Origin of the sequence: Streptomyces sp. NBC_01171, assembly GCF_045039805.1 — a bacterium.
In the GTDB taxonomy this organism is placed as follows: domain Bacteria; phylum Actinomycetota; class Actinomycetes; order Streptomycetales; family Streptomycetaceae; genus Streptomyces.
This window is the reverse complement of the sequence record NZ_CP108609.1, coordinates 2578573-2599515: the sequence shown is the minus strand read 5'-3', so window position 1 is coordinate 2599515 and position 20943 is coordinate 2578573. Positions and strand designations below refer to the sequence as shown.

General features: G+C 72.2%; 20 protein-coding genes and 1 riboswitch. Of the genes, 13 read left to right on the top strand and 7 right to left on the bottom strand.

Annotation, left to right across the window (positions count from 1 at the left end; translation table 11 throughout):
- Positions 1 to 15: 15 nt before the first annotated feature.
- Genes OG448_RS11800 through OG448_RS11785 form a run of 4 tightly spaced genes read left to right on the top strand, consistent with a single transcriptional unit; the run spans position 16 to position 5597 of the window.
- Positions 16 to 1548, top strand: coding sequence for a GMC family oxidoreductase (locus OG448_RS11800; protein ID WP_405553376.1), 1533 nt, complete (start codon positions 16 to 18; stop codon positions 1546 to 1548).
- Entirely contained in the window at positions 1545 to 2687 is a 1143-nt protein-coding gene (locus OG448_RS11795; protein WP_405553374.1) for a glycine betaine/L-proline ABC transporter ATP-binding protein, read from the top strand. The genes OG448_RS11800 and OG448_RS11795 overlap by 4 nt, the downstream gene beginning before the upstream one ends.
- Entirely contained in the window at positions 2687 to 4633 is a 1947-nt protein-coding gene (locus OG448_RS11790; protein WP_405553372.1) for an ABC transporter permease, read from the top strand. Before OG448_RS11795 ends, OG448_RS11790 begins: the two co-directional genes overlap by 1 nt.
- Before the next feature lies 1 nt (position 4634).
- Positions 4635 to 5597, top strand: coding sequence for an ABC transporter substrate-binding protein (locus OG448_RS11785; RefSeq protein ID WP_405553370.1), 963 nt, complete (start codon positions 4635 to 4637; stop codon positions 5595 to 5597).
- A 69-nt stretch (positions 5598 to 5666) separates the two neighbouring features.
- Here OG448_RS11785 and OG448_RS11780 read toward each other — a convergent pair whose 3' ends face one another.
- Positions 5667 to 6167, bottom strand: a complete 501-nt coding sequence (locus OG448_RS11780; RefSeq protein ID WP_405553368.1) for a carboxymuconolactone decarboxylase family protein — start codon at positions 6165 to 6167, stop codon at positions 5667 to 5669.
- A 46-nt stretch (positions 6168 to 6213) separates the two neighbouring features.
- Between OG448_RS11780 and OG448_RS11775 the strand changes: the two genes are divergently transcribed.
- A complete protein-coding gene (locus OG448_RS11775) occupies positions 6214 to 7608 on the top strand; it encodes a PLP-dependent aminotransferase family protein (protein WP_405553366.1) in 1395 nt (464 codons plus the stop codon).
- A 59-nt stretch (positions 7609 to 7667) separates the two neighbouring features.
- Here OG448_RS11775 and OG448_RS11770 read toward each other — a convergent pair whose 3' ends face one another.
- Positions 7668 to 8525: a DMT family transporter gene (locus tag OG448_RS11770; RefSeq protein ID WP_405558779.1), complete on the bottom strand. Its 858-nt coding sequence runs from the start codon at positions 8523 to 8525 to the stop codon at positions 7668 to 7670.
- A gap of 117 nt (positions 8526 to 8642) precedes the next feature.
- On the opposite strand from OG448_RS11770, the gene OG448_RS11765 reads away from it, so the two are divergent.
- From OG448_RS11765 to OG448_RS11745, 5 genes are all read left to right on the top strand, one after another.
- Positions 8643 to 8996 (top strand): hypothetical protein, encoded by a 354-nt coding sequence (locus tag OG448_RS11765; RefSeq protein WP_405553364.1) that lies wholly within the window; start codon positions 8643 to 8645, stop codon positions 8994 to 8996.
- A gap of 18 nt (positions 8997 to 9014) precedes the next feature.
- A complete protein-coding gene (locus OG448_RS11760; RefSeq protein ID WP_405553362.1) occupies positions 9015 to 10202 on the top strand; it encodes a glutathionylspermidine synthase family protein in 1188 nt (395 codons plus the stop codon).
- 36 nt (positions 10203 to 10238) lie between these two features.
- A riboswitch (ZMP/ZTP riboswitch) is annotated at positions 10239 to 10324 on the top strand.
- Between the two features lie 38 nt (positions 10325 to 10362).
- A complete protein-coding gene (locus OG448_RS11755; protein WP_405553360.1) occupies positions 10363 to 11820 on the top strand; it encodes a glycine hydroxymethyltransferase in 1458 nt (485 codons plus the stop codon).
- 121 nt (positions 11821 to 11941) lie between these two features.
- Positions 11942 to 12958 (top strand): tryptophan--tRNA ligase, encoded by a 1017-nt coding sequence (gene trpS, locus OG448_RS11750; RefSeq protein WP_405553358.1) that lies wholly within the window; start codon positions 11942 to 11944, stop codon positions 12956 to 12958.
- Between the two features lie 183 nt (positions 12959 to 13141).
- A complete protein-coding gene (locus tag OG448_RS11745; RefSeq protein WP_405553356.1) occupies positions 13142 to 13720 on the top strand; it encodes a 2'-5' RNA ligase family protein in 579 nt (192 codons plus the stop codon).
- 10 nt (positions 13721 to 13730) lie between these two features.
- Here OG448_RS11745 and OG448_RS11740 read toward each other — a convergent pair whose 3' ends face one another.
- Positions 13731 to 14486 (bottom strand): decaprenylphospho-beta-D-erythro-pentofuranosid-2-ulose 2-reductase, encoded by a 756-nt coding sequence (locus OG448_RS11740; RefSeq protein ID WP_405553354.1) that lies wholly within the window; start codon positions 14484 to 14486, stop codon positions 13731 to 13733.
- Between the two features lie 160 nt (positions 14487 to 14646).
- Between OG448_RS11740 and OG448_RS11735 the strand changes: the two genes are divergently transcribed.
- On the top strand, positions 14647 to 15555 hold the full coding sequence (locus OG448_RS11735; protein ID WP_405553352.1) for a YihY/virulence factor BrkB family protein: 909 nt from the start codon (positions 14647 to 14649) through the stop codon (positions 15553 to 15555).
- Here OG448_RS11735 and OG448_RS11730 read toward each other — a convergent pair.
- The gene (locus OG448_RS11730) at positions 15503 to 16789 is read right to left on the bottom strand and encodes a D-alanyl-D-alanine carboxypeptidase family protein (RefSeq protein ID WP_405553350.1); all 1287 of its coding nucleotides are present in this window, start codon (positions 16787 to 16789) and stop codon (positions 15503 to 15505) included. The two genes, OG448_RS11735 and OG448_RS11730, sit on opposite strands and share 53 nt — an antisense overlap.
- A gap of 91 nt (positions 16790 to 16880) precedes the next feature.
- On the opposite strand from OG448_RS11730, the gene OG448_RS11725 reads away from it, so the two are divergent.
- Both OG448_RS11725 and OG448_RS11720 read left to right on the top strand, forming a co-directional pair.
- Positions 16881 to 17120, top strand: a complete 240-nt coding sequence (locus OG448_RS11725; RefSeq protein WP_086695049.1) for an SCO4848 family membrane protein — start codon at positions 16881 to 16883, stop codon at positions 17118 to 17120.
- Positions 17121 to 17132: 12 nt separating this feature from the next.
- The gene (locus tag OG448_RS11720) at positions 17133 to 18443 is read left to right on the top strand and encodes a metallophosphoesterase (RefSeq protein ID WP_405553348.1); all 1311 of its coding nucleotides are present in this window, start codon (positions 17133 to 17135) and stop codon (positions 18441 to 18443) included.
- Here OG448_RS11720 and OG448_RS11715 read toward each other — a convergent pair whose 3' ends face one another.
- The 3 genes from OG448_RS11715 to OG448_RS11705 all read right to left on the bottom strand — a co-directional run bounded on the left by OG448_RS11715 (position 18444) and on the right by OG448_RS11705 (position 20788).
- The gene (locus OG448_RS11715; protein ID WP_405553346.1) at positions 18444 to 19277 is read right to left on the bottom strand and encodes a PIG-L family deacetylase; all 834 of its coding nucleotides are present in this window, start codon (positions 19275 to 19277) and stop codon (positions 18444 to 18446) included. It lies immediately after the preceding gene.
- 112 nt (positions 19278 to 19389) lie between these two features.
- A complete protein-coding gene (locus OG448_RS11710; RefSeq protein WP_405553344.1) occupies positions 19390 to 19950 on the bottom strand; it encodes an SMI1/KNR4 family protein in 561 nt (186 codons plus the stop codon).
- A gap of 58 nt (positions 19951 to 20008) precedes the next feature.
- Positions 20009 to 20788 carry a VOC family protein gene (locus OG448_RS11705; protein ID WP_405553343.1) on the bottom strand — a complete coding sequence of 260 codons (780 nt, stop codon included), beginning with the start codon at positions 20786 to 20788 and terminating at the stop codon, positions 20009 to 20011.
- Positions 20789 to 20943 lie beyond the last annotated feature (155 nt).

The window sequence follows — 20943 nt, the reverse complement described above, 5'->3', positions numbered from 1 at the left end:
GGAGTCAGACACCCCATGCCCGAACACACCCACGAGTACGACTACGTCGTCGTCGGCGGCGGCACGGCGGGCTCGGTCATCGCCTCCCGCCTGACCGAGAACCCGGACGTCACCGTCGCCGTCATCGAGGGCGGCCCGAGCGACGTCGACCGCGACGACGTGCTGACCCTGCGCCGTTGGATGGGCCTGCTCGGCGGCGACCTCGACTACGACTACCCGACCACCGAGCAGCCGCGCGGCAACTCCCACATCCGGCACAGCCGCGCCCGGGTGCTCGGCGGCTGCTCCTCGCACAACACCCTGATCTCGTTCAAGCCGCTGCCGTCCGACTGGGACGAGTGGGAGGAGGCCGGGGCCACCGGCTGGGGCGCCGTCCCCATGGAGGCGTACTTCGCCCGGCTGAAGAACAACATCGTCTCGGTGGACGAGAAGGACCGCAACGCCATCGCGCGCGACTTCGTGGACGCCGCGCAGTCCACGCTGGGCGTGCCGCGCGTCGAGGGCTTCAACAAGAAGCCGTTCACCGACGGTGTCGGCTTCTTCGACCTCGCCTACCACCCCGAGAACAACAAGCGCTCCTCGGCCTCCGTCGCCTACCTGCACCCGGTGATGGACGAGCGCCCCAACCTCCATCTCTTCCTGGAGACCTGGGCGTACAGGCTGGAGCTGGACGGCACCCGCGCCGAGGGCGTCCACGTGCGCACCAAGGACGGCCAGGAGCTGCTGGTCAAGGCACGCAACGAGGTGGTCCTCTGCGCGGGCGCCGTCGACACCCCGCGTCTGCTGATGCACTCGGGCATCGGCCCGCGTGCCGACCTGGAGGCCCTCGGCATCCCGGTCGTGCTGGACCTGCCCGGCGTCGGCGAGAACCTGCTCGACCACCCGGAGTCGGTCATCGTCTGGGAGACCCACGGGCCCATCCCGGAGAACTCCGCGATGGACTCCGACGCGGGCCTGTTCGTCCGCCGCGACCCCGAACACGCGGGCCCGGACCTGATGTTCCACTTCTACCAGATCCCGTTCACGGACAACCCGGAGCGACTGGGGTACGAGCGGCCCGAGTTCGGCGTCTCCATGACCCCCAACATCCCCAAGCCCAAGAGCCGCGGCCGTCTTTACCTCACCAGCGCCGACCCCGAGGTCAAGCCCGCGCTGGACTTCCGGTACTTCACCGACGAGGACGACTACGACGCCCAGACCCTGGTCGACGGCATCCGCATCGCCCGCGAGGTGGCCAAGTCGGAGCCGCTGGCCCACTGGCTCAAGCGTGAGGTGTGCCCCGGCCCCGAGGTCCAGGGCGACGAGGAGCTGAGCGAGTACGCGCGCAAGGTCGCGCACACCGTGTACCACCCGGCCGGCACCTGCAAGATGGGCGCCGCCGATGACGAACTCGCCGTGGTGGACCCCGAGTTGCGCATCCGGGGTCTGAGCGGCATCCGCATAGCCGACGCGTCCGTCTTTCCGACGATGACCGCGGTGAACCCGATGATCGGAGTGCTCATGGTCGGGGAGAAGGCCGTCGAACTGATCGGTGGTGACGCGCGATGACGCTCACCGTTCCCACCCGTAAGCCGCCCACCGCCACCGAGGAGACCGGTGCGCCGGTCTTCGCCGTCGACGGCCTGTGGAAGGTGTTCGGGCCCAAGCCCGAGCGCGTCCCCGCCGACCCGGAGCTGGCCGCGCTGAGCCCCGCCGAGCTGCGCGCCGAGACCGGCTGCACGGCCGCCGTGCGGGACGTGTCCTTCGAGGTCCGCAAGGGCGAGGTCTTCGTCGTCATGGGCCTGTCCGGCTCCGGCAAGTCCACTCTGGTGCGCTGTCTGACCCGGCTGATCGAGCCCACGGCGGGCACCATCGCCATCGACGGCGAGGACGTGCGCGCGATGGACCGCGGCCGGCTGCGCGAACTGCGCCGCCACCGGGCCGCGATGGTGTTCCAGCACTTCGGCCTGCTGCCGCACCGCACGGTCCTCGACAACGTCGCCTACGGCCTGGAGATCCAGGGAATGGGCCGCGCCGAGCGCCGCGAGAAGGCCGCCGAGGTCGTCGCCAAGGTCGGCCTGGCCGGCATGGAGAAGCGCCGCCCGGGTCAGCTCTCCGGCGGTCAGCGCCAGCGTGTCGGGCTCGCCCGCGCCCTCGCCGTCGACCCCGAGGTGCTGCTCTTCGACGAGCCGTTCAGCGCGCTCGACCCGCTGATCCGGCGCGACATGCAGGACGAGGTCGCCCGCCTGCACAGCGAAGAGGGCCGCACCATGGTCTTCATCACCCACGACCTCACCGAGGCCCTCAAGCTCGGCGACCGCATCGCCCTGATGCGTGACGGCCGCGTGGTCCAGCTCGGCACCCCGGAGGAGATCGTCAACTCCCCGGCCGACGACTACGTCCGCGAGTTCGTCCGCGACGTGCCCCGCGAGCAGGTCGTCACCTGCCGCACCGCCATGCGCCCCGCCTCCCTGGAGGAAGCCGGCAGCGGTCCCGCCGTGCGCCCCGAGGCCCCGGTCGCCGAGGCCATCGAGGCCGTCGCCCGTGCCGGTGAACCGGCCCGCGTGATGGACCACGGCACCTGCATGGGCGTCGTCGACTCCGACGCGCTGCTCAACGTGGTCGCGGGCACCGGCACGGCCGCCCCCGCCGAGCGGGAGGCGGAGCCCGCTCTCGTGCCCACCGCCCCCGAGCGTGAGGCGGTCTGATGGCCACGCTCACCGTGCCCGGCGCCCGGCGCGCCCTGCCCGGCCTGCTCAGGTCCCGCCCCGCGGCCAAGCTGCTCACGCTCGCCGTCGCCGCCGTGATCCTCGTCCCCCTGCTCGACAGCCGGTGGGGCAGCGGACACTGGCCGCACGCGCTGACCGTGAGCCTCACCGGCCCGCTCGGTGACGCCAGCGACTGGGTGATGAACAACCGGGACAGCCACCCGCTGTTCCTGTACTTCTTCGGCCACATCAGCAACGCCGTCGTGCTCTGCGTACGCGGTGTCTACCTCGCCCTGCTCGCCATGGGCTGGGTCGGCGTCACCGTGCTCGGCGCCCTGGTCGCCTGGCGGGTGGCCGGGGTGAAGCTGGCCGCCGGGACGGCCGTGGCGTTCCTCGCCTGCGGCGCGCTCGGCATGTGGCTGCCCACCATGCAGACGCTCGCGCTCATGGTGGCCGCCGTACTCGCCTCGGTCGCCGTCGGCGTCCTGCTCGGCCTCGCCGCCGGGCTCTCCGACCGGCTGGACCGCGCCCTGCGCCCGGTGCTGGACACCATGCAGGTGCTCCCGGCCTTCGCCTACCTGCTGCCCGTGGTGCTGGTCTTCGGCATCGGCGTCCCCGCCGCCGTCCTCGCCACCGTGGTCTACGCGGCCCCGCCGATGGCGCGGCTCACCGCGCTCGGCCTGCGCGGCGCCGACCCCGAGGTGCTGGAGGCGGTGCGCTCGCTGGGCGCCACCCCGCGCCAGCGGCTGCTGACCGCCCGCATCCCGCTGGCCCGCAAGGAACTCCTGCTCGGCCTCAACCAGACGATCATGATGGCGCTGTCCATGGCCGTCATCGCCTCCGTCATCGGCGCCGGCGGCCTCGGTGACCGCGTCTACCAGGCGCTCGCCTCCGTCGACGTCGGCGCCGCCCTCGCGGCCGGCATCCCGATCGTGCTGCTCGCGATCGTCCTGGACCGGGTGACCGGCGCCGCCGGCCGCGCCGCCGACAACACGGGCGAGTCCCGCCGCACGGTCTGGCTCCTCGCGCTCGCGGGCACCGCCGTCGCGGCGGTCGCCGCCCGGCTGCTCGGCCGCGCCGAGTGGCCCACGGGCGCGACCCTGAACATCGCGGAGCCGGTCAACCACGCCGTCAACTGGATGACCGCGCACCTCTACTCCGGCGTCCCCGTCATCGGCGGCACCGCCGACTGGGCCGCGCACTTCACCACCTGGATGCTGGACCCGCTCCGCGACGGCCTGCGCGCGCTGCCCTGGTGGTCGGTGCTGCTGATCGTCGCCGCGCTGGCGTGGCTGATCGGCACCTGGCGCACCGCGCTGACCGCCACCCTCGCCATGGCCGCGATCGGCGTGCTCGGTGTGTGGGACTCCTCCCTCGACACCCTCTCCCAGGTGCTGGCCGCCGTCGCCGTCACCCTGGTCCTCGGCATCGCCACCGGCATCGCGGCCGCCCGCAGCGACCGGGTGGACCGGGTGCTGCGCCCGGTGCTGGACGTGTTCCAGACCATGCCGCAGTTCGTGTACCTGATCCCGGTCGTCGCCCTGTTCGGCGTCGGCCGCGCCCCCGCCGTCGTCGCCGCCGTGGTCTACGCCCTGCCGGCCGTCGTCCGGATCACCGCGCAGGGCCTGCGCCAGGTCGACTCGGCCGCGCTGGAGTCCGCCCGCTCGCTCGGCGCCACCGGCCGCCAGCAGCTCTGGCAGGTCCAGCTCCCGCTGGCCCGGCGCTCGCTGCTGCTCGCCGTGAACCAGGGTGTGGTCCTGGTCCTCGCCGTCGTCATCATCGGCGGTCTGGTCGGCGCGGGCGCCCTCGGCTACGACGTCGCCTTCGGTCTCGCCCAGGGCGACCTCGCCACCGGCCTGGTCGCCGGTGCCGCGATCGTCTGCCTCGGCCTGATGCTCGACCGGGTCACCCAGCCCACCGGCCGCCGCGCGAAGAAGGGAGCGTGACATGCGATTCCGTACGACCCTCTCGGTGAGCGTCGCCGCCGCGTCCGCGCTCGCCCTGCTCACCGGCTGCGGCGCCGCCGACATGACCAAGCAGGCCAGCCCGTTCGCCAACGCGGGCGGCGCCAAGAGCATGACCCTGTCCGTGCAGTCCTGGGTGGGCGCGCAGTCCAACGTGGCCGTGGCGAAGTACCTGCTGGAACACAAGATGGGCTACCGCGTCGACACCGTCCAGGTCGACGAGATCCCCGCCTGGGACGCGCTCAGCCAGGGCCGCGTCGACGCCCTGCTGGAGGACTGGAGCCACCCCGAGCAGGAGAAGCGGTACGTCCACGACAAGAAGACCGTCTCCTACGCGGGCGGGCTCGGCGTCACCGGGCACATCGGCTGGTTCGTGCCGACGTACTTCGCCAAGCAGCACCCGGACATCACGAACTGGAAGAACCTCAACAAGTACGCCTCCCAGTTCCGCACCGCAGAGTCCGGCGGCAAGGGCCAGATCATGGACGGCTCCCCGGCCTACGTCACCCATGACAAGGCGCTGGTGAAGAACCTGAAGCTGAACTACCAGGTCGTCTTCGCCGGGTCCGAGGCCGCGCAGATCACCCAGATCAAGCAGTTCGCCAAGGAGAAGAAGCCCTTCCTGACCTACTGGTACACCCCCCAGTGGCTGTTCAAGAAGGTGCCGATGACCGAGGTGAAGCTCCCGCCGTACAAGGAGGGCTGCGACACCGACACCGCGAAGATCACCTGCGCGTACCCGAAGACCCCGCTGCGCAAGTTCCTCAACGCCGACTTCGCCCGCTCCGGCGGCAAGGGGGCGGCGTTCCTGAAGAAGTTCCAGTGGACGACCGAGGACCAGAACGAGGTCTCCCTCATGATCGCCGAGCAGAAGCTCAGCCCGGAGGAGGCCGCGAAGAAGTGGGTCGACGCCCACCCGGACCAGTGGAAGCGCTGGCTTCCGTGAGCTGACGCCGGACAGCGGACGGCGGCGCGGGCCCTGGGGGCCGCGCCGCCGTCCGCTGTGCCGATGCGGCTACTTGTACTGCCCCGGCGTGTAGTGCCCCGGCACCATCCGGGTGGTCACCGCGAACCGGTTCCACGCGTTGATCACCGTGATCGCGGCGATCAACTGCGCCAGCTCCGCCTCCTCGAACTGCTTGGCGGCCCGCTCGTAGACGTCGTCCGGCACGAAGCCGTCGGTGATCACGGTGACAGCCTCGGTCAGCTCCAGCGCCGCCAGCTCCTTCTCGGTGTAGAAGTGGCGGGACTCGTCCCACGCGCTGAGCTGCACGATCCGCTCCACGCTCTCCCCGGCCGCGAGCGCGTCCTTGGTGTGCATGTCCAGGCAGTACGCGCAGTGGTTGAGCTGCGAGGCGCGGATCTTCACCAGCTCCAGCAGCGTCGGGTCGATGCCCTTCCGGGCGGCGGCGTCCAGGCGGACCATCGCCTTGTAGACCTCGGGCACGTGCTGGGTCCAGGTCAGGCGGGCGGGGTGCTCGGGGGCGTACTCGGTGGTGTTCTCCGTGGTCTCCATGCTGAAAGCCTAGGAGCGAAGCAGCCCAGGAGTATGGTCCATTCCCATGGCGGAATCATGGGCCAATCTAGGCATCGACCTCCACCTCGAACCGGCCGGGAGCAGCGGCCTGCGCCGGGGTCTCACCGACGCGCTGCGCGACGCCGTACGCACCGGCCGGCTCACCCCCGGCACCCGGCTGCCGTCCTCCCGCACCCTGGCGGCCGACCTCGGGATCGCCCGCAACACCGTCGCCGAGGCGTACGCCGACCTGGTCGCCGAGGGCTGGCTCACCGCCCGCCAGGGCTCCGGCACCCGCGTCGCCGAGCGGGCCGTGCCCCCGGCCGGGGGAGCGGGCTCACCCCTCCGGCGCCGCCCGCCGGGCCGCCCCACGCACAGCCTGGTCCCCGGCACCCCCGACCTCGCCGCCTTCCCGCGCACCGAGTGGCTCCGGGCCGCCCGCCGCGCCCTGACCCGGGCCCCCAACGACGCGCTGGGCTACGGAGATCCGCGCGGCCGCCGCGAACTGCGCACCGCCGTCGCCGAGTACCTCGCCCGTGTCCGGGGCGTACGCGCCGACCCCGACTCGGTGCTGATCACCGCGGGCTTCTCCCACGCCCTGCGCCTCCTCGGCACCGTGCTGCGCGGCCGCGGCGCCCGCGCGGTCGCCGTCGAGTCGTACGGCCTCGACGTGCACCACGATCTGCTCGCGGGGGCGGGCCTGACGACCACCGCGCTGCCGTACGGCGAACTCGGCACCGAAACACAGGGGTTGAGTGCCGAGGGTGCCGTACTTCTGACCCCCGCCCACCAGTTCCCCATGGGCACCCCGCTGCACCCCGACCGGCGCGCGGCCGTGGTCGACTGGGCGCGGCGGACCGGCGGGCTGATCCTGGAGGACGACTACGACGGCGAGTTCCGCTACGACCGCCAGCCCGTCGGCGCCCTCCAGGGCCTCGACCCCGAGCGCGTGGTCTACCTCGGCACCGCCAGCAAGTCCCTCGCCCCCGGACTCCGCCTGGGCTGGATGGTGGTGCCCCCGGCGCTGCTGGCGGAGCTGGCGGAGGCCAAGGGGCACAGCGACACCGTCGGGGTGCTGGACCAGTTGACGCTGGCCGAGTTCATCGCCTCGGGTGCGTACGACCGCCATGTGCGCGCCGCCCGGCAGCGCTACCGACGCCGCCGGGACCAACTTGCCGCCGCCGTGGCCGACCGGGCGCCGGAGGTGACGGTCACGGGGATCGCGGCCGGGCTGCACGCCGTACTGCGGCTGCCGCCCGGCACCGAGCAGGCGGTCGTGCAGGCCGCCCATTGGCAGGGGCTCGCACTGCACGGCCTCGCCTTCTACCGGCACCGACTGGCCGTCGCCGAACCGCTGGAGGCGCTCGTCGTCGGCTACGGCACCCCGCCCGACAGCACCTGGCCCACCGTTCTGGAGGCCCTGTGCCGGGCGCTGCCGTAAGCCGTCCCGGGCGCGGCGGCAGGGGCAGACTCGCACCAGGCGAACAGTGAGCGCGCCCGTCAGCGCACAGACTGCGCCTCCGCCTCTGCCTCCGCTTCCGTCTCCGACCCCGGCGCCTCCCCGAACCGCGCCAGCGCCAGCGCCCCCGCCACCGCCACGAAGAACCCCAGCACCGCGAGCGGACCGAGCCCCGCCCTGGTGCGGTCGCCCAGCCAGAGCACGCCCACCGCCGCCGGGCCCAGGGTCTCGCCGAGCACCATTCCGGCCGTCGCCGTGGTGACCGAGCCGCGTTGCAGTGCCGAGGTCAGCAGCAGGAAGGCGGCGCCGCCGCCGAGGAGGAGGGCGTAGAGGGCCGGGTCGGTCAACAGGGCATACGGGTGAAGGGAGTTCACCAGACGTACCGCGACCTCCACCATTCCGAAGCCGAACCCCGCGCCGAGGCCGAGGAGCAGCGCGCGCGGCCGTCCCGAGAGTCGGCCGCCCACCGCGCCGAGCACCAGTACCCCCGCCGCCGTCGCGAGCAGCGCGTACGGCAGCCACGCCGGTCCGCCGCGGTCGCCCTCCGAGCCCGAGGCCAGCCCGAGCAGCGCGAGCCCCGCGCACACCACGCCGACCGCGGCCCACTCCGCCCCGCTCAGCCGCACCCGTAGCAGCCGCGCCGCGACCACCGCCGTCACCGCGAGGCTCGCCGCCAGCGCGGCGCCCACCGCGTAGATCGGCACCGACCGCAGCGCGAGGATCTGGAACACGAAGCCGAGCCCGTCCAGCGCGAGCCCCGCCGCGTACCGCCATTGCCGCACCGCCCGCAGCAGCAGTGCCGCCTCCCCGCCGCCCTGTTCTCCGGCCGCCCGCGCGGCCACGGCCTGAAGGACCGTGGCCGTACCGAAGCAGACCGCCGCGCCGAGCGCGCACACCATTCCAAAAAGCACAAAGCGACTGTAGGGGAACAGGGGTACGGAGGGCCGCTCTGCCGGAAACTCACACCGATCTCTAAGCTGACTGCCGAACGCACCACCGACGGGGGAGAAGAGAACATGGCCGACACCCGCGCACAACTGCGCTCCACCACAGTCGTTCTGGGCGGCATGGGCCTGCTCGCCGCCGCCCTCACCGCGTGCTCCTCGTCCGACCCGGACAAGCGCTGCGTGGACCGCGACAGCTACAACGTGGCCAAGGGCTACCACGTCGTCTCCGACAAGAACTGCAAGTCGGGCTCCAGCGGCGGCGCCTACTACTACGGCGGCAAGAAGAAGGGCTCCTGGGTCCGCAGCGGCTCCTTCACCGCGCCCCGCAAGTCCGGCAGCGGCTCGGGCCGTTCGGGCGACGACGACAACCACAGCGTGCACCGGGGCGGCTTCGGCGGCGGCCACGGCAGCTCCGGCGGCTGACCGGGCCGGGCCGCATCCATGGAACGCCGTACGATCACGCCCCGCCCCGACTGGCAGCGCACCGTCGAGGAGCAGGGGATCGTCTACCCGCTCACCCGCCACCCCGACGGCTCCCTGCGCCCCTACTGGGACGAGAGCGCCCACTACGTCTTCTCGCTGCCCGAGGTGGAGGCGCTGGAGGAGACCGTCGAGGAACTGCACGCCATGTGCCTGGCCGCCGCCGGGCACCTGGTGGAGCACCGCCGGCTCGCCGACCTCGGCATCACCGACCCGCGGGTGGCCGCCGCCGTCACCGAGTCCTGGCACCGGCGTGCCGAACTCCCCTCCGTCTACGGCAGGTTCGACCTGCACTACGACGGCACCGGCCCGGCGAAGATGCTGGAGTACAACGCGGACACCCCGACCTCGCTGGTCGAGGCCGCGTCCGCGCAGTGGTTCTGGATGGAGGACCGCTTCCCCGGCGCCGACCAGTGGAACTCGCTGCACGAGCGCCTGGTCGACACCTGGCGCAAGCAGGCGAAGCTGCTCCCGCCGGGCGCCCCGCTGCACTTCGCGCACTCCTCCGCCGACGAACTCGGCGAGGACCTGATGACGGTCGCCTACCTCAAGGAGACCGCCGAGCAGGCCGGACTCGACACCGACTGGCTCTCCATGGAGGAGATCGGCTGGGACACCCTCTCCGGCCGCTTCGTGGACAACCGGCTGAAGTTCATCCGCGCGATCTTCAAGCTCTACCCGTGGGAGTGGCTCACCACCGACGAGTTCGCCGGGCACGTCCTGGACACCCTGGACAACGGCGGCGGCACCGGCAGCACCCTGTGGATCGAGCCCGCCTGGAAGATGCTGCTCAGCAACAAGGCCCTGCTGGCGATCCTCTGGGAGCTGTACCCCGGCCATCCCAACCTCCTCCCCGCCTACCTGGACGGCCCCCGCGAGCTGGCCGCCACCACCGGCTACGCCGCCAAGCCGCTGCTCGGCCGCGAGGGCGAGGGCGTCACCCTGCACCCGCCGGGCAGCCCGGCCCCTCCGGCTCCCGAGGAGACCTGCTGCTACCAGGCCCTCGCCCCGCTCCCCGTCTTCGACGGCAACCACGTCGTCCTCGGCGCCTGGGTCGTCGGCGACGAGGCGGCCGGCCTCGGCATCCGCGAGTCCTCCGGGCTGATCACCGACTCCTACGCCCGCTTCCTGCCGCACGTGATCCTGTAGACGCCGCGCACTCCGTCTCCCACGGCCGGTAGGCTGGTCGTGGGCCGTGACTGGCGCGCTGGGATGGGACCGACCATCGGGGAGCGGCCCGGGAGTCAGTGCCGTGCGCCTGGGCCGAACCGAACACGACGACACACCGACGCCCTGTCCGGAGGCCCTCATGCCCGAGAACCCCACTCCGCCCGGCTCCGCCGAGACCACCGCCTACCGCGCCGCGCTCGACGTCATCCGCGCGGTCGAGCCCCGCGTCGCCGACGCGATCGGCCAGGAGATCCACGACCAGCGCGAGATGCTCAAGCTGATCGCCTCCGAGAACTACGCCTCCCCGGCCACCCTGCTGGCGATGGGCAACTGGTTCAGCGACAAGTACGCCGAGGGCACCGTCGGCCGCCGCTTCTACGCCGGCTGCCGCAACGTCGACACCGTCGAGTCCCTCGCCGCCGAGCACGCCCGCGAACTCTTCGGCGCCCGGCACGCCTACGTCCAGCCGCACTCCGGCATCGACGCCAACCTGGTCGCCTTCTGGGCCGTCCTCGCCGACCGCGTCGAGGTGCCGTTCCTGGAGAAGACCGGCGCCCGCCAGATCAACGAGCTGTCCGAGGCCGACTGGGCCGAGCTGCGCCAGGCGTTCGGCAACCAGCGCATGCTCGGCATGTCCCTGGACGCGGGCGGCCACCTCACCCACGGCTTCCGCCCCAACATCAGCGGCAAGATGTTCGACCAGCGCTCCTACGGCACCGACCCCGCCACCGGCCTGATCGACTACGAGGCCCTGCGCGCCCAGGCCCGCGAGTTCCGCCCGCTGATCCTGGTCGCCGGGTACTCCGCCTACCCGCGCCTGGTGAACTTCCGGATCATGCGGGAGATCGCGGACGAGGTCGGCGCGACCCTCATGGTCGACATGGCGCACTTCGCCGGTCTGGTCGCGGGCAAGGTGCTCACCGGCGACTTCGACCCGGTGCCGCACGCCCAGATCGTCACCACCACCACCCACAAGTCGCTGCGCGGCCCGCGCGGCGGCATGGTCCTGTGCGACGACTCCCTCAAGGACCAGGTCGACCGGGGCTGCCCGATGGTGCTCGGCGGCCCGCTCCCGCACGTCATGGCCGCCAAGGCGGTCGCCCTGGCCGAGGCCCGGCAGCCCTCCTTCCAGGACTACGCCCAGCGTGTCGTCGACAACTCCCGCGCACTCGCCGAGGGCCTGATGAAGCGCGGCGCCACCCTGGTCACCGGCGGCACCGACAACCACCTCAACCTGATCGACGTCGCCGCCTCCTACGGCCTCACCGGCCGCCAGGCCGAGGCCGCCCTCCTCGACTCCGGCATCGTCACCAACCGCAACGCCATCCCCGCCGACCCCAACGGCGCCTGGTACACCTCCGGCATCCGCATCGGCACCCCGGCCCTGACCACCCGCGGCCTGGGCCAGCCGGAAATGGACGAGGTGGCGGGCCTGATCGACCGCGTCCTGACGACGACGGAGCCGGGCACCACGAAGTCGGGCGCCCCCTCCAAGGCCCAGCATGTCCTGGACCCGAAGGTCGCGGACGAGATCTCGCAGCGAGCGACGGACCTGGTGGCAGCCTTCCCCCTCTACCCGGAGATCGACCTCGGCTGAGCGCTTGAGGGGCTCGGGGAACTGCGCGCACGGCCACGGCGCCGCCGCAGTCCCCCGCGCACCCGCAACCACCCCCCACCTAGGCACCGGACCCACCTCCACCTCTGAGAGAATGGGCACCATGGCCACCCCTGACAAGCCGCGCGTACTCTCCGGAATCCAGCCCACCGCAGGCTCGTTCCACCTCGGCAACTACCTCGGTGCCGTCCGCCAGTGGGTGGCCCTCCAGGAGACGCACGACGCGTTCTACATGGTCGTCGACCTGCACGCGATCACGCTCCCGCAGGACCCGAAGGACCTCCGCGCCAACACCCGCCTCGCCGCGGCTCAGCTCCTCGCGGCCGGTCTGGACCCCGACCGCTGCACCCTCTTCGTGCAGAGCCACGTCCCCGAGCACGCCCAGCTCGCCTGGGTCATGAACTGCCTCACCGGCTTCGGCGAGGCGTCCCGCATGACCCAGTTCAAGGACAAGGCCGCCAAGCAGGGCGCCGACCGGGCCAGCGTCGGCCTCTTCACGTACCCGATCCTCCAGGTCGCGGACATCCTGCTGTACAACGCGGACGAGGTGCCGGTCGGTGAGGACCAGCGCCAGCACGTCGAGCTGACCCGCGACCTCGCCGACCGCTTCAACGGCCGCTTCGGCGAGACCTTCGTGAGCCCCAAGCCGTACATCCTCAAGGAGACGGCGAAGATCTACGACCTCCAGGACCCGGCGGTCAAGATGAGCAAGTCGGCGGCCTCGCCCAAGGGTGTGGTCAGCCTGCTGGACGACCCGAAGACGACGGCGAAGAAGGTGAAGAGCGCGGTCACCGACACCGACACGGTGATCCGCTTCGACCGGGAGAACAAGCCCGGCGTGAGCAACCTCCTCACCATCCACTCCACCCTCACCGGCACGCCGATCGCGGACCTGGAGCGGGAGTACGAGGGCAAGATGTACGGCGCCCTCAAGACCGACCTCGCCGAGATCATGGTCGCCTTCGTCACCCCCTTCCGGGAGCGCACCCAGCAGTACCTCGAGGACACCGAGACGCTGGACTCGATCCTCGCCAAGGGCGCCGAGAAGGCCCGCGCGGTGGCCGCCGAGACCCTGGCGCTGGCGTACGACCGGGTCGGTTTCCTGCCGGCCAAGCACTGACCTGGCGTCCGGGGGCGCACAGCCGCCCCCGGACGTGCGACCCGCACGCATGTCCGGTGGGGCAGAGCGCCGTACATCACTTCCGTTGCGCCTGCCCTGCGGACACCCGTGGCCGTACAGTCGATAGCCGAAGGCCGTACGCGAGGACGGCCCACAGAACAACACGCGACGACAGGAGACGACGTGGGGATCGTAACGATCGGCGTGTCGATCGCGGTCCCGGAGCCTCACGGCAGCCTGCTCCAGGAGCGGCGCGCGGGCTTCGGTGACCCCGCCGCACTCAGCATCCCCACGCACATCACCCTGCTGCCGCCCACCGAGGTCGAAGAGGCGGACCTCGCCGCCGTCGACGCGCACCTCGCCGAGGTCGCGGCGACCGGACGCCCCTTCCCGATGCGGCTGTCCGGCACCGGCACCTTCCGCCCGCTCTCGCCCGTGGTCTACGTCCGGGTCGAGCAGGGCGCCGAGGAGTGCACGGAACTCCAGCAGCAGGTGCGGGACGCCTCCGGGCCGGTGCCGCGCGAGCTGCAGTTCCCGTACCACCCCCACGTCACCGTGGCGCACGGCATCGAGGAGGCGGCGATGGACCGCGCCTTCGAGGAGCTGGCCGGGTTCGAGGCCGCCTGGCCGTGCACCGGGTTCGCGCTGTACGAGCAGGGCCGGGACGGGGTGTGGCGCAAGCTGCGCGACTACTGGTTCGGCAGCCCGGTGGTGCCCCCGCAGGCCGGACACACCGAGCGCGACACCATCCCCAGCCGCTGACGGACCCCGCTCAGACGGGCAGCCTGCGGAACAGCGCGCGCGGCGCGTGCCGCAGGAGCGACATCACCGGGCGCAGCGCGCCGGGCACCCACACCGTCTCCGAGCCGCGGCGCAGACCGAGTTCGACGGCGGCGGCCACCTGCTCCGGGGTGGTGGAGAGCGGTCCGGGCGCCAGATGGGCGGTCTTGGCGGTGCGCACGAAGCCGGGGCGGACGACCATCACCTGCACCCCCGTCCCGTACAGCGCGTCGCCGAGGCCCTGCGCGAAGGTGTCCAGGCCCGCCTTGCTGGAGCCGTAGATGAAGTCCGAGCGGCGGGCACGTTCGGCGGCCACCGACGAGAGGACCACCAGCGCGCCGTGGCCCTGGTCCTGGAGGGCACGGGCGGCGACCAGACCGGCGGAGACCGCGCCGGTGTAGTTCGTGGCGGCGACCCGGACCGCGCGCAGCGGCTCCCGCTCGTCCCGCGCCTGGTCCCCGAGGACCCCGAAGGCGAGCAGCACCATGTCGACGGCGCCCTCGGCGAACACCTTGCCGAGCACGGTCTCGTGGGACTCCGGGTCCAGCGCGTCGAAGGCGACCGTACGGACGTCGGCGCCGAGCGCGGCCAGGCGGCCGGCCGCGCGGTCGAGTGCCGGGCCGGGGCGGCCCGCGAGCCACACGGTGCGGGTGCGGCGGGCGACGAGGCGGCGCGCGGTGGCCAGCGCGATCTCCGAGGTGCCGCCGAGGACGAGCAGGGACTGGGGAGGACCGCAGACAGCAGACATGCCGGTGACCGTATCGTCCGTATCTGGCAGGGTGGCCGCACGGCGGCACCTGGCTCCCCGCAATGGGTGATTAGTGCGACGCGCCGAGGGGCGGCCGACGGGGCCGGTGCCATCCGGGGTATCGGCACATGGAGTTCCCGCGAAAAGGCAGAGGCGGATCATGGACTGGCTGAAGAAGCTGCCCGGCATCGGGCCGATCGTGACCTGGCTGATGACCACGCACGCCTGGCGCTCGTACGCGCGCCTGGACCGGGTGAACTGGACGTGGCTGGCCGCGGCCATGACGTTCGTCAGCTTCATCGCCCTGTTCCCGCTGCTGACCGTCGCCGCGGCGGTCGCGGCGGCCACGCTCGACCCGGCCCGGCAGAAGACCGTCGAGAAGAACATCGCCGCCCAGTTCCCCGGCCTCGCCGACCAACTCGACCTGAACGGGCTGGTGCAGAACGCGGGCACGGTCGGGCTGATCGCCGGTGCGGCGCTGCTGTTCACCGGTATCGGCTGGGTCGGCCAGGTCCGGGACTGTCTGCGCGCGGTGTGGGAGCTGCCCGAGCGGGACGGCAACCCGATCGTGCTGAAGCTCAAGGACACCGGGGTGCTGATCGGGCTCGGCGGCGCCCTGCTGGTGACCCTGGCCGCCTCCACCCTCGCCTCGGCCGCGATCGGCCGGCTGGCGTCGGCGATCGGCCTGGACGAGCACAGTTGGGGGGCCGTGCTGCTGCGGGTCGCCGCGTTCGCCGTGGCCGTGCTCGCCGACTTCCTGGTGCTGCTGTACGTACTGAGCCTGCTGCCCGGTGTCGAACCGCCGCGCCGCCGCCTGGTGGTGGCGGCCCTGCTCGGCGCGGTCGGCTTCGAACTCCTCAAGCTGCTGCTGAGCGGCTACATCCAGGGCGTCGCCGCGAAGAGCGTGTACGGCGCCTTCGGTGTCCCCGTCGCCCTGCTGCTGTGGATCAACTTCACCTCGAAGCTGGTTCTCTACTGCGCCGCCTGGACGGCGACGCGCAGCGACGAGGGGAAGGTCACGGACGCTGCCGTCGACGCATCAGATCAGGCAGCGGCCAGCGGCGGTTGACCAGGAAGGCCCCGCCGCCGAGCAGCACCAGCAGCCCGGCGGCGATGGCCAGCGCGGTCCCGGCGCCCCGTGAACCGCCGCTCTGGGCGGTGGCTCCCTTCACCGGCTCGGACCCGGCGCCCGCGGTGCCCTGCGGGGCGCCGGTGACGTTCGCGCTGGGCGCGCCACTGGGCTGTGCGCTCGGGGTGGCGTTCAGCGGTGGGACGAGCACGCCGACCGGCTTCACCTTGCCGGCCGCCTTGAAGCCCCAGTCGAAGAGCTGGGCGGTCTCCTTGTAGACCTCGTCGTGCTCGTGCTTCTCCGGGTTCATCACGGTGACCAGCAGCACCTTGCCGCCGCGCTCGGCGACCCCGGTGAAGGTGGCGCCCGCGTTGGTGGTGTTGCCGTTCTTGACCCCGGCGATGCCCGGATAGACGGCGGTGTCCGTGTCGCCGCTGAGCAGCCGGTTGGTGTTCTGGATCTCGAAGGTCTCGCGGGTGGGCTTGCCCTTGCCCTTCCGGGTGGTCGCGCCGGGGAACTTGGCGCGCACGGTGGAGCAGTACTCCCGGAAGTCCTTCTTCTGCAGCCCGGAACGGGCGAACAGGGTGAGGTCGTACGCCGAGGAGTACTGCCGGGGGGCGTCGTAGCCGTCGGGGCTGACCACGTGGGTGTCGCCGGCCTGGAGGGCGTCGGCGTGGGCCTGCATGTCCTTGACGGTCTGCGCGACACCGCCGTTCATCGCGGAGAGCACGTGGACGGCGTCGTTGCCGGAGCGCAGGAAGACACCGAGCCACAGGTCGTGGACGGTGTAGGTCTCGTTCTCCTTTATCCCGACCATGCTCGAACCGGCGCCGATCCCGGCGAGGTCGGTGGGGATCACCTGGTGGCGCTGGTCCCGGGGGAAGCGGGGCAGCACGGTGTCCGCGAACAGCATCTTCAGGGTGCTCGCCGGGGGGAGCCGCCAGTGCGCGTTGTGCGAGGCGAGCACGTCGCCGCTCTCGGCGTCGGTGACGATCCAGGAGCGGGCGGTGAGGCCCTTGGGCAGCACGGGGACGCCCGCCGCGAGGTTCACCTGGGTGCCGGGTACGCCGAGGCGGGCGCCGCCGACCTGCGACATGCGCGCGGGGGGAGCGGCGGTGGGACTGCCTGACGGCTTGGGTGCGGCGAAGGCTGACGGGGCGATGCCCGAGACGGTCAGCAGTGCGGCGGATGTGATCAACAGGGATCGCTGGGCGATCTTCTTCGGTGCGGACACGATCGAGAACGTACCTGCCACGGGCTGTGAAGTCCCGTCTCCCGCTCCACCCCGGCCATGGAGCCGGATGGCGGGCGGTGATACTGGACTCATGAAGCTCAGCCGCCCGGTCTCCTGGTTCCTGCTCGCCTTCGGGGTGTGGAGCTGGGTCATCTGGGTCACTTTCGTCAAGAATCTCGTTGCGGACGGCAGCGGTCTCGCCTTCGACGACGGGCACCCCACGGCCTACTTCTGGGTGCACCTGACGCTGGCGGTCGTGTCCTTCGTACTGGGGACGGTCGTCGGGGTCATCGGGTTGCGCGGACTGCGCGCACTGCGTCGGACGTCATAGGGGACGCGTCGGGTGGTCATCGTCTTCGTGCTCGTCGCCCTGGCCGTACTGGCCCTCGTGGCGGGCCTGCACTGGTACGTCTGGCGCCGCCTCGTCCGCGACACCACCCGCCCGCGCGGCCCGGCCCGCCGGGCGGGCACGGCGCTCTTCGTCGCGGCCCCGGTGCTGATGATCGCCGCCCTGGTCGCGGAACGCTCCGGCGCGCCCTTCTGGCTCCAACGGACCCTGGCGTGGCCGGGGTTCCTGTGGATGGCCCTCGCCCTCTACCTGCTGCTGGCGACGGTGGCGACGGAGCCGGTGCGGGTGTGGGCGGGGCGGCGGGCCCGGCGGGCGACGCGGGAAGCCGTGTTCGCCGGGCTGGACCCGGTGCCGGTGCCGGTGCCGTCGGCGGAGGGGTCTGCGGGGGACGGGTCTGCGGCGGAGCGGCCCGAGTTGACCGACGACGCGCCCCCGGCCCCGCCGGCCGGTCCGCAGGCTTCGGCCGTCGCCGCCTCCGCCCTCTCCCGCCGCCTCTTCGTCTCCCGCGTCGCCGGGGGCACGGCGGCAGCGGTCGCGCTCGGCACGACCGGCTGGGGCACGTACGGGGTGCTACGGGGCCCACGGGTGAAGCGGCTCACGGTCCCCCTGGCCAAGCTGCCGCGCTCGGCGCACGGGTTCCGGATCGCGGTGGTCAGCGACATCCACCTGGGCCCGGTGCTGGGGCGGAACTTCGCCCAGGTGGTGGTCGAGACGATCAACTCGACCCAGCCGGACCTGATCGCCGTGGTGGGCGACCTGGTGGACGGCAGCGTCAAGAACCTGGGCCCGGCGGCGGCACCCCTGGCGGGGCTGGAGTCCCGGCTGGGCACGTACTTCGTCACGGGCAACCACGAGTACTTCTCCGGCGCCGCCCAATGGCTGGACGAGGTCCGCACCCTGGGCATGCGCCCCCTGGAGAACGCCCGCACGGAACTCCCGTACTTCGACCTGGCCGGGGTCAACGACCTCCAGGGCCGAGCCGAAGGCCATGGCCCCGACTTCCCGAAGGCCCTGGGCGACCGCGACCCCGCCCGCACCTGCGTCCTCATGGCCCACCAGCCGGTCCAGATCCACGAAGCCGTCCACCACGACGTGGACCTCCAGCTCTCCGGCCACACCCACGGCGGCCAACTCTGGCCCGGCAACCTGATCGCCAAGGCCGCGAACCCCACGGTCGCCGGCCTCGACCGCTACGGCGACACCCAGCTCTACGTCAGCCGAGGCGCGGGCGCGTGGGGTCCGCCGACGCGGGTGTGGGCACCGTCGGACATCACAGTGATCGAACTGGCGTCACGGGACGCGTAGTCAGCGCAGGCCCGCGAAGAGGTCGTTCTCCGGGGTCGGGGCGCCGGTGGTGTCGCGGACGCGGAGGAAGGTCTCCGTGCTCATCAGTTCGGCGAAGCGGTCCTTGCCCATCCTGAGGAAGAAGATGTTCTCGCCCTGGCTGGCGTGGGCGGCGAGGGCGTCGTACTTCTGGTCGCTGTACGGGGTGGTGTCGACCCAGGTGGTGATCTCGTCGTCGGGGAGGCCGATCTCGGCCAGGGCGGCGGCCTCGGCGGGGTCCGGCTCCGGCATGTCGTCCTGGAACTCGCGCATGACCTCGCCGAAGCGGGCCATCTGCGAGCGGGGCACGGTGGTCCAGTAGACCTTGGGGGTCAGGTCGGTCAGCTCCAGCGCGGCCATCGTGATGCGGTGGGCCTGGATGTGGTCGGGGTGGCCGTAGAAACCGTTCTCGTCATAGGTGACGACCACATCGGGGCGGTAGTGCCGCATCAACTCGGCCAGGCGGGCCGCGCCCTCCTCCACCGGGGTCTGCCAGAAGGAGCCGGGGGCGTCGTTGTTCGGCCAGCCCGTCATCCCGGAGTCGGCGTAGTCCAGCATCTCCAGGTCGCTGATCTTCAGGACCTCACAGCTCGCCTCGAGTTCCTCCCGGCGCATCCGGGCGACCGCCACCGGATCGTGTCCGGGCTCGCCCGGCTTCACGCCCCCCGGCCCGTCGCCGCACCCGCCGTCGGTACAGGTCACCAGCACCGTCCGGATGCCTTCCGCCGCATACCGCGCGAGGACCCCTCCGGTCCCGGTCGCCTCGTCGTCGGGGTGGGCGTGCACTGCCATCAGCGTCAACGGCCGGTCAGTCATGGAACAGTCCTCCTGCGAGATGCGTGTGGGCCCGCGCCCGTGGCGGGCGTACCGCACAACCGCGCCGACGGGACCGGATGTTCCCGGCGCGGTCGCTCGGGCCTTCGTCCTCCTAGTCGTCCGCGAACCAGGAGCGTCCCTGGGACCAGTGGGCCACCCACCCCGCGAAACCGGGCGTGCCCGGCATCAGCGAAGTCCCGAAAGGTATCGCGCCGTTCTCGGCGATCATCCAGACGTGACCGCGCTGCGGGCCGGTGACGATCAGGTGCCAGTACAGACCGCAGCCGTCGGTGCCCAGCAGCAGTGAGCCGTGATCGAACACGGGGGCCAGCCGGGCCTCGAACTCCTCTTCCGGCAGCGACTCCTCGTCCTCCTCCCACAGCCACGTCGCCGTGAGCGGGAATGGCTCGGCAAGCAGGCGCTCGGGGCGGCCCGAGCCCCAGTCGGAGGGCGTCTGCGCGAGGGGCAGCAGACCGCAGTAGGGCGGTCCCGCGCGCAGTCCGTCGCAGATCTCGGCCACGAACGTGCGGTACGGCTCCGGGAGCACGATGCCGTGCTCCGCCTCGAAGGCCCGCACCGCCTCCCAGCCGGCCGGGGGCGCCGACTCAGGACGGGACGCGAAGATCTCGCGGAGCGCGGCCGACTCGGCCGGATCGCAGGTTTCCGTGTTCATGCCGGTCATGATGCAAGATCCGGAAGAGCCGGCCCGGTGCGGGGCACCCGAGCGCCGCTCAGGAACCGATCGACTTGATCATCGCGAACGGGGCGCCCTGCGGGTCCGTCACCACCGCCATGCGGCCGGCCGGCATGTCGAAGGGCGGGGCGAGGACGTTGCCGCCGCCCCTGACCAGGGCGTCCACCGTGGAGTCCACGTCGTCGACCGCGAAGTACGTCAGCCAGTGGGCCGGGGTGCCGGGCGGGTCGTCGGCGAGACGGGTGACGCCGCCGACCGTGAGGCCGCCCACGCGCAGTTCCCAGTAGGAGTCGTGGCCCTCCATCGGCGTGAACTCGATGCCGAACGTCTCGCCGTAGAAGGCCGCGGCGCCGTCCACGTCGCTGGTGTGCAGCTCGGTCCAGGTCAGCGCGCCGGGTTCGTTGACCACGCCCGCGCCGGCGAACTCGCCCCGCTGCCAGACGCCGAACACCGCGCCCTGCGGGTCGGTGGCGAGCAGCATCCGGCCGAGGTTGCCGACATCCACCGCGGGGGCGAACGGCTCGCCGCCCGCGGCGATGATCCGCTCCTGGGTGGCGACCGCGTCGGCGGTGGCGAGGTAGGTGGTCCAGACGGTGGACGGCTCCGGGATGCCCTCCGGGGCCGTCGCCGGGCCGATACCGGCAACGGCCCTGCCGTGCAGCTCGCAGACCGCGTACCCGCCGAACTCGGCCGGCCCTGGCGCGCCCTGCCAGCCGAACAGGTCACGGTAGAAGTCCAGCGCGGCCTGCTGGTCCTGCGCCATCAGATCGACCCAGCAGGGGGCGCCGGTCGGGTACGGGGTGGTGACTGCGGGCATCGCTCGTTCTCCCTGGTGGTATGTCCGGGTGGACACCCTTCCGCCCCGGTACGGTCCCGCCCCTCCGACACGCCGCGAAACCTCGCCGCCCGTGGGCAAGGAGGCGCTTCTCACTGGCCGGGCGTGCCGAGCCGGGTGATCACCAGCTCTACTTC

What these genes read in the sequence shown, in the direction of transcription:
- OG448_RS11800 (WP_405553376.1), top strand. Translation starts at nt 16, where the DNA reads ATGCCCGAACACACCCACGAGTACGACTACGTCGTCGTCGGCGGCGGC.
- OG448_RS11795 (WP_405553374.1), top strand. Translation starts at nt 1,545, where the DNA reads ATGACGCTCACCGTTCCCACCCGTAAGCCGCCCACCGCCACCGAGGAG.
- OG448_RS11790 (WP_405553372.1), top strand. Translation starts at nt 2,687, where the DNA reads ATGGCCACGCTCACCGTGCCCGGCGCCCGGCGCGCCCTGCCCGGCCTG.
- OG448_RS11785 (WP_405553370.1), top strand. Translation starts at nt 4,635, where the DNA reads ATGCGATTCCGTACGACCCTCTCGGTGAGCGTCGCCGCCGCGTCCGCG.
- OG448_RS11780 (WP_405553368.1), bottom strand. Translation starts at nt 6,167, where the DNA reads ATGGAGACCACGGAGAACACCACCGAGTACGCCCCCGAGCACCCCGCC.
- OG448_RS11775 (WP_405553366.1), top strand. Translation starts at nt 6,214, where the DNA reads ATGGCGGAATCATGGGCCAATCTAGGCATCGACCTCCACCTCGAACCG.
- OG448_RS11770 (WP_405558779.1), bottom strand. Translation starts at nt 8,525, where the DNA reads ATGGTGTGCGCGCTCGGCGCGGCGGTCTGCTTCGGTACGGCCACGGTC.
- OG448_RS11765 (WP_405553364.1), top strand. Translation starts at nt 8,643, where the DNA reads ATGGCCGACACCCGCGCACAACTGCGCTCCACCACAGTCGTTCTGGGC.
- OG448_RS11760 (WP_405553362.1), top strand. Translation starts at nt 9,015, where the DNA reads ATGGAACGCCGTACGATCACGCCCCGCCCCGACTGGCAGCGCACCGTC.
- OG448_RS11755 (WP_405553360.1), top strand. Translation starts at nt 10,363, where the DNA reads ATGCCCGAGAACCCCACTCCGCCCGGCTCCGCCGAGACCACCGCCTAC.
- trpS (WP_405553358.1), top strand. Translation starts at nt 11,942, where the DNA reads ATGGCCACCCCTGACAAGCCGCGCGTACTCTCCGGAATCCAGCCCACC.
- OG448_RS11740 (WP_405553354.1), bottom strand. Translation starts at nt 14,486, where the DNA reads ATGTCTGCTGTCTGCGGTCCTCCCCAGTCCCTGCTCGTCCTCGGCGGC.
- OG448_RS11735 (WP_405553352.1), top strand. Translation starts at nt 14,647, where the DNA reads ATGGACTGGCTGAAGAAGCTGCCCGGCATCGGGCCGATCGTGACCTGG.
- OG448_RS11725 (WP_086695049.1), top strand. Translation starts at nt 16,881, where the DNA reads ATGAAGCTCAGCCGCCCGGTCTCCTGGTTCCTGCTCGCCTTCGGGGTG.
- OG448_RS11715 (WP_405553346.1), bottom strand. Translation starts at nt 19,277, where the DNA reads ATGACTGACCGGCCGTTGACGCTGATGGCAGTGCACGCCCACCCCGAC.
- OG448_RS11710 (WP_405553344.1), bottom strand. Translation starts at nt 19,950, where the DNA reads ATGAACACGGAAACCTGCGATCCGGCCGAGTCGGCCGCGCTCCGCGAG.
- OG448_RS11705 (WP_405553343.1), bottom strand. Translation starts at nt 20,788, where the DNA reads ATGCCCGCAGTCACCACCCCGTACCCGACCGGCGCCCCCTGCTGGGTC.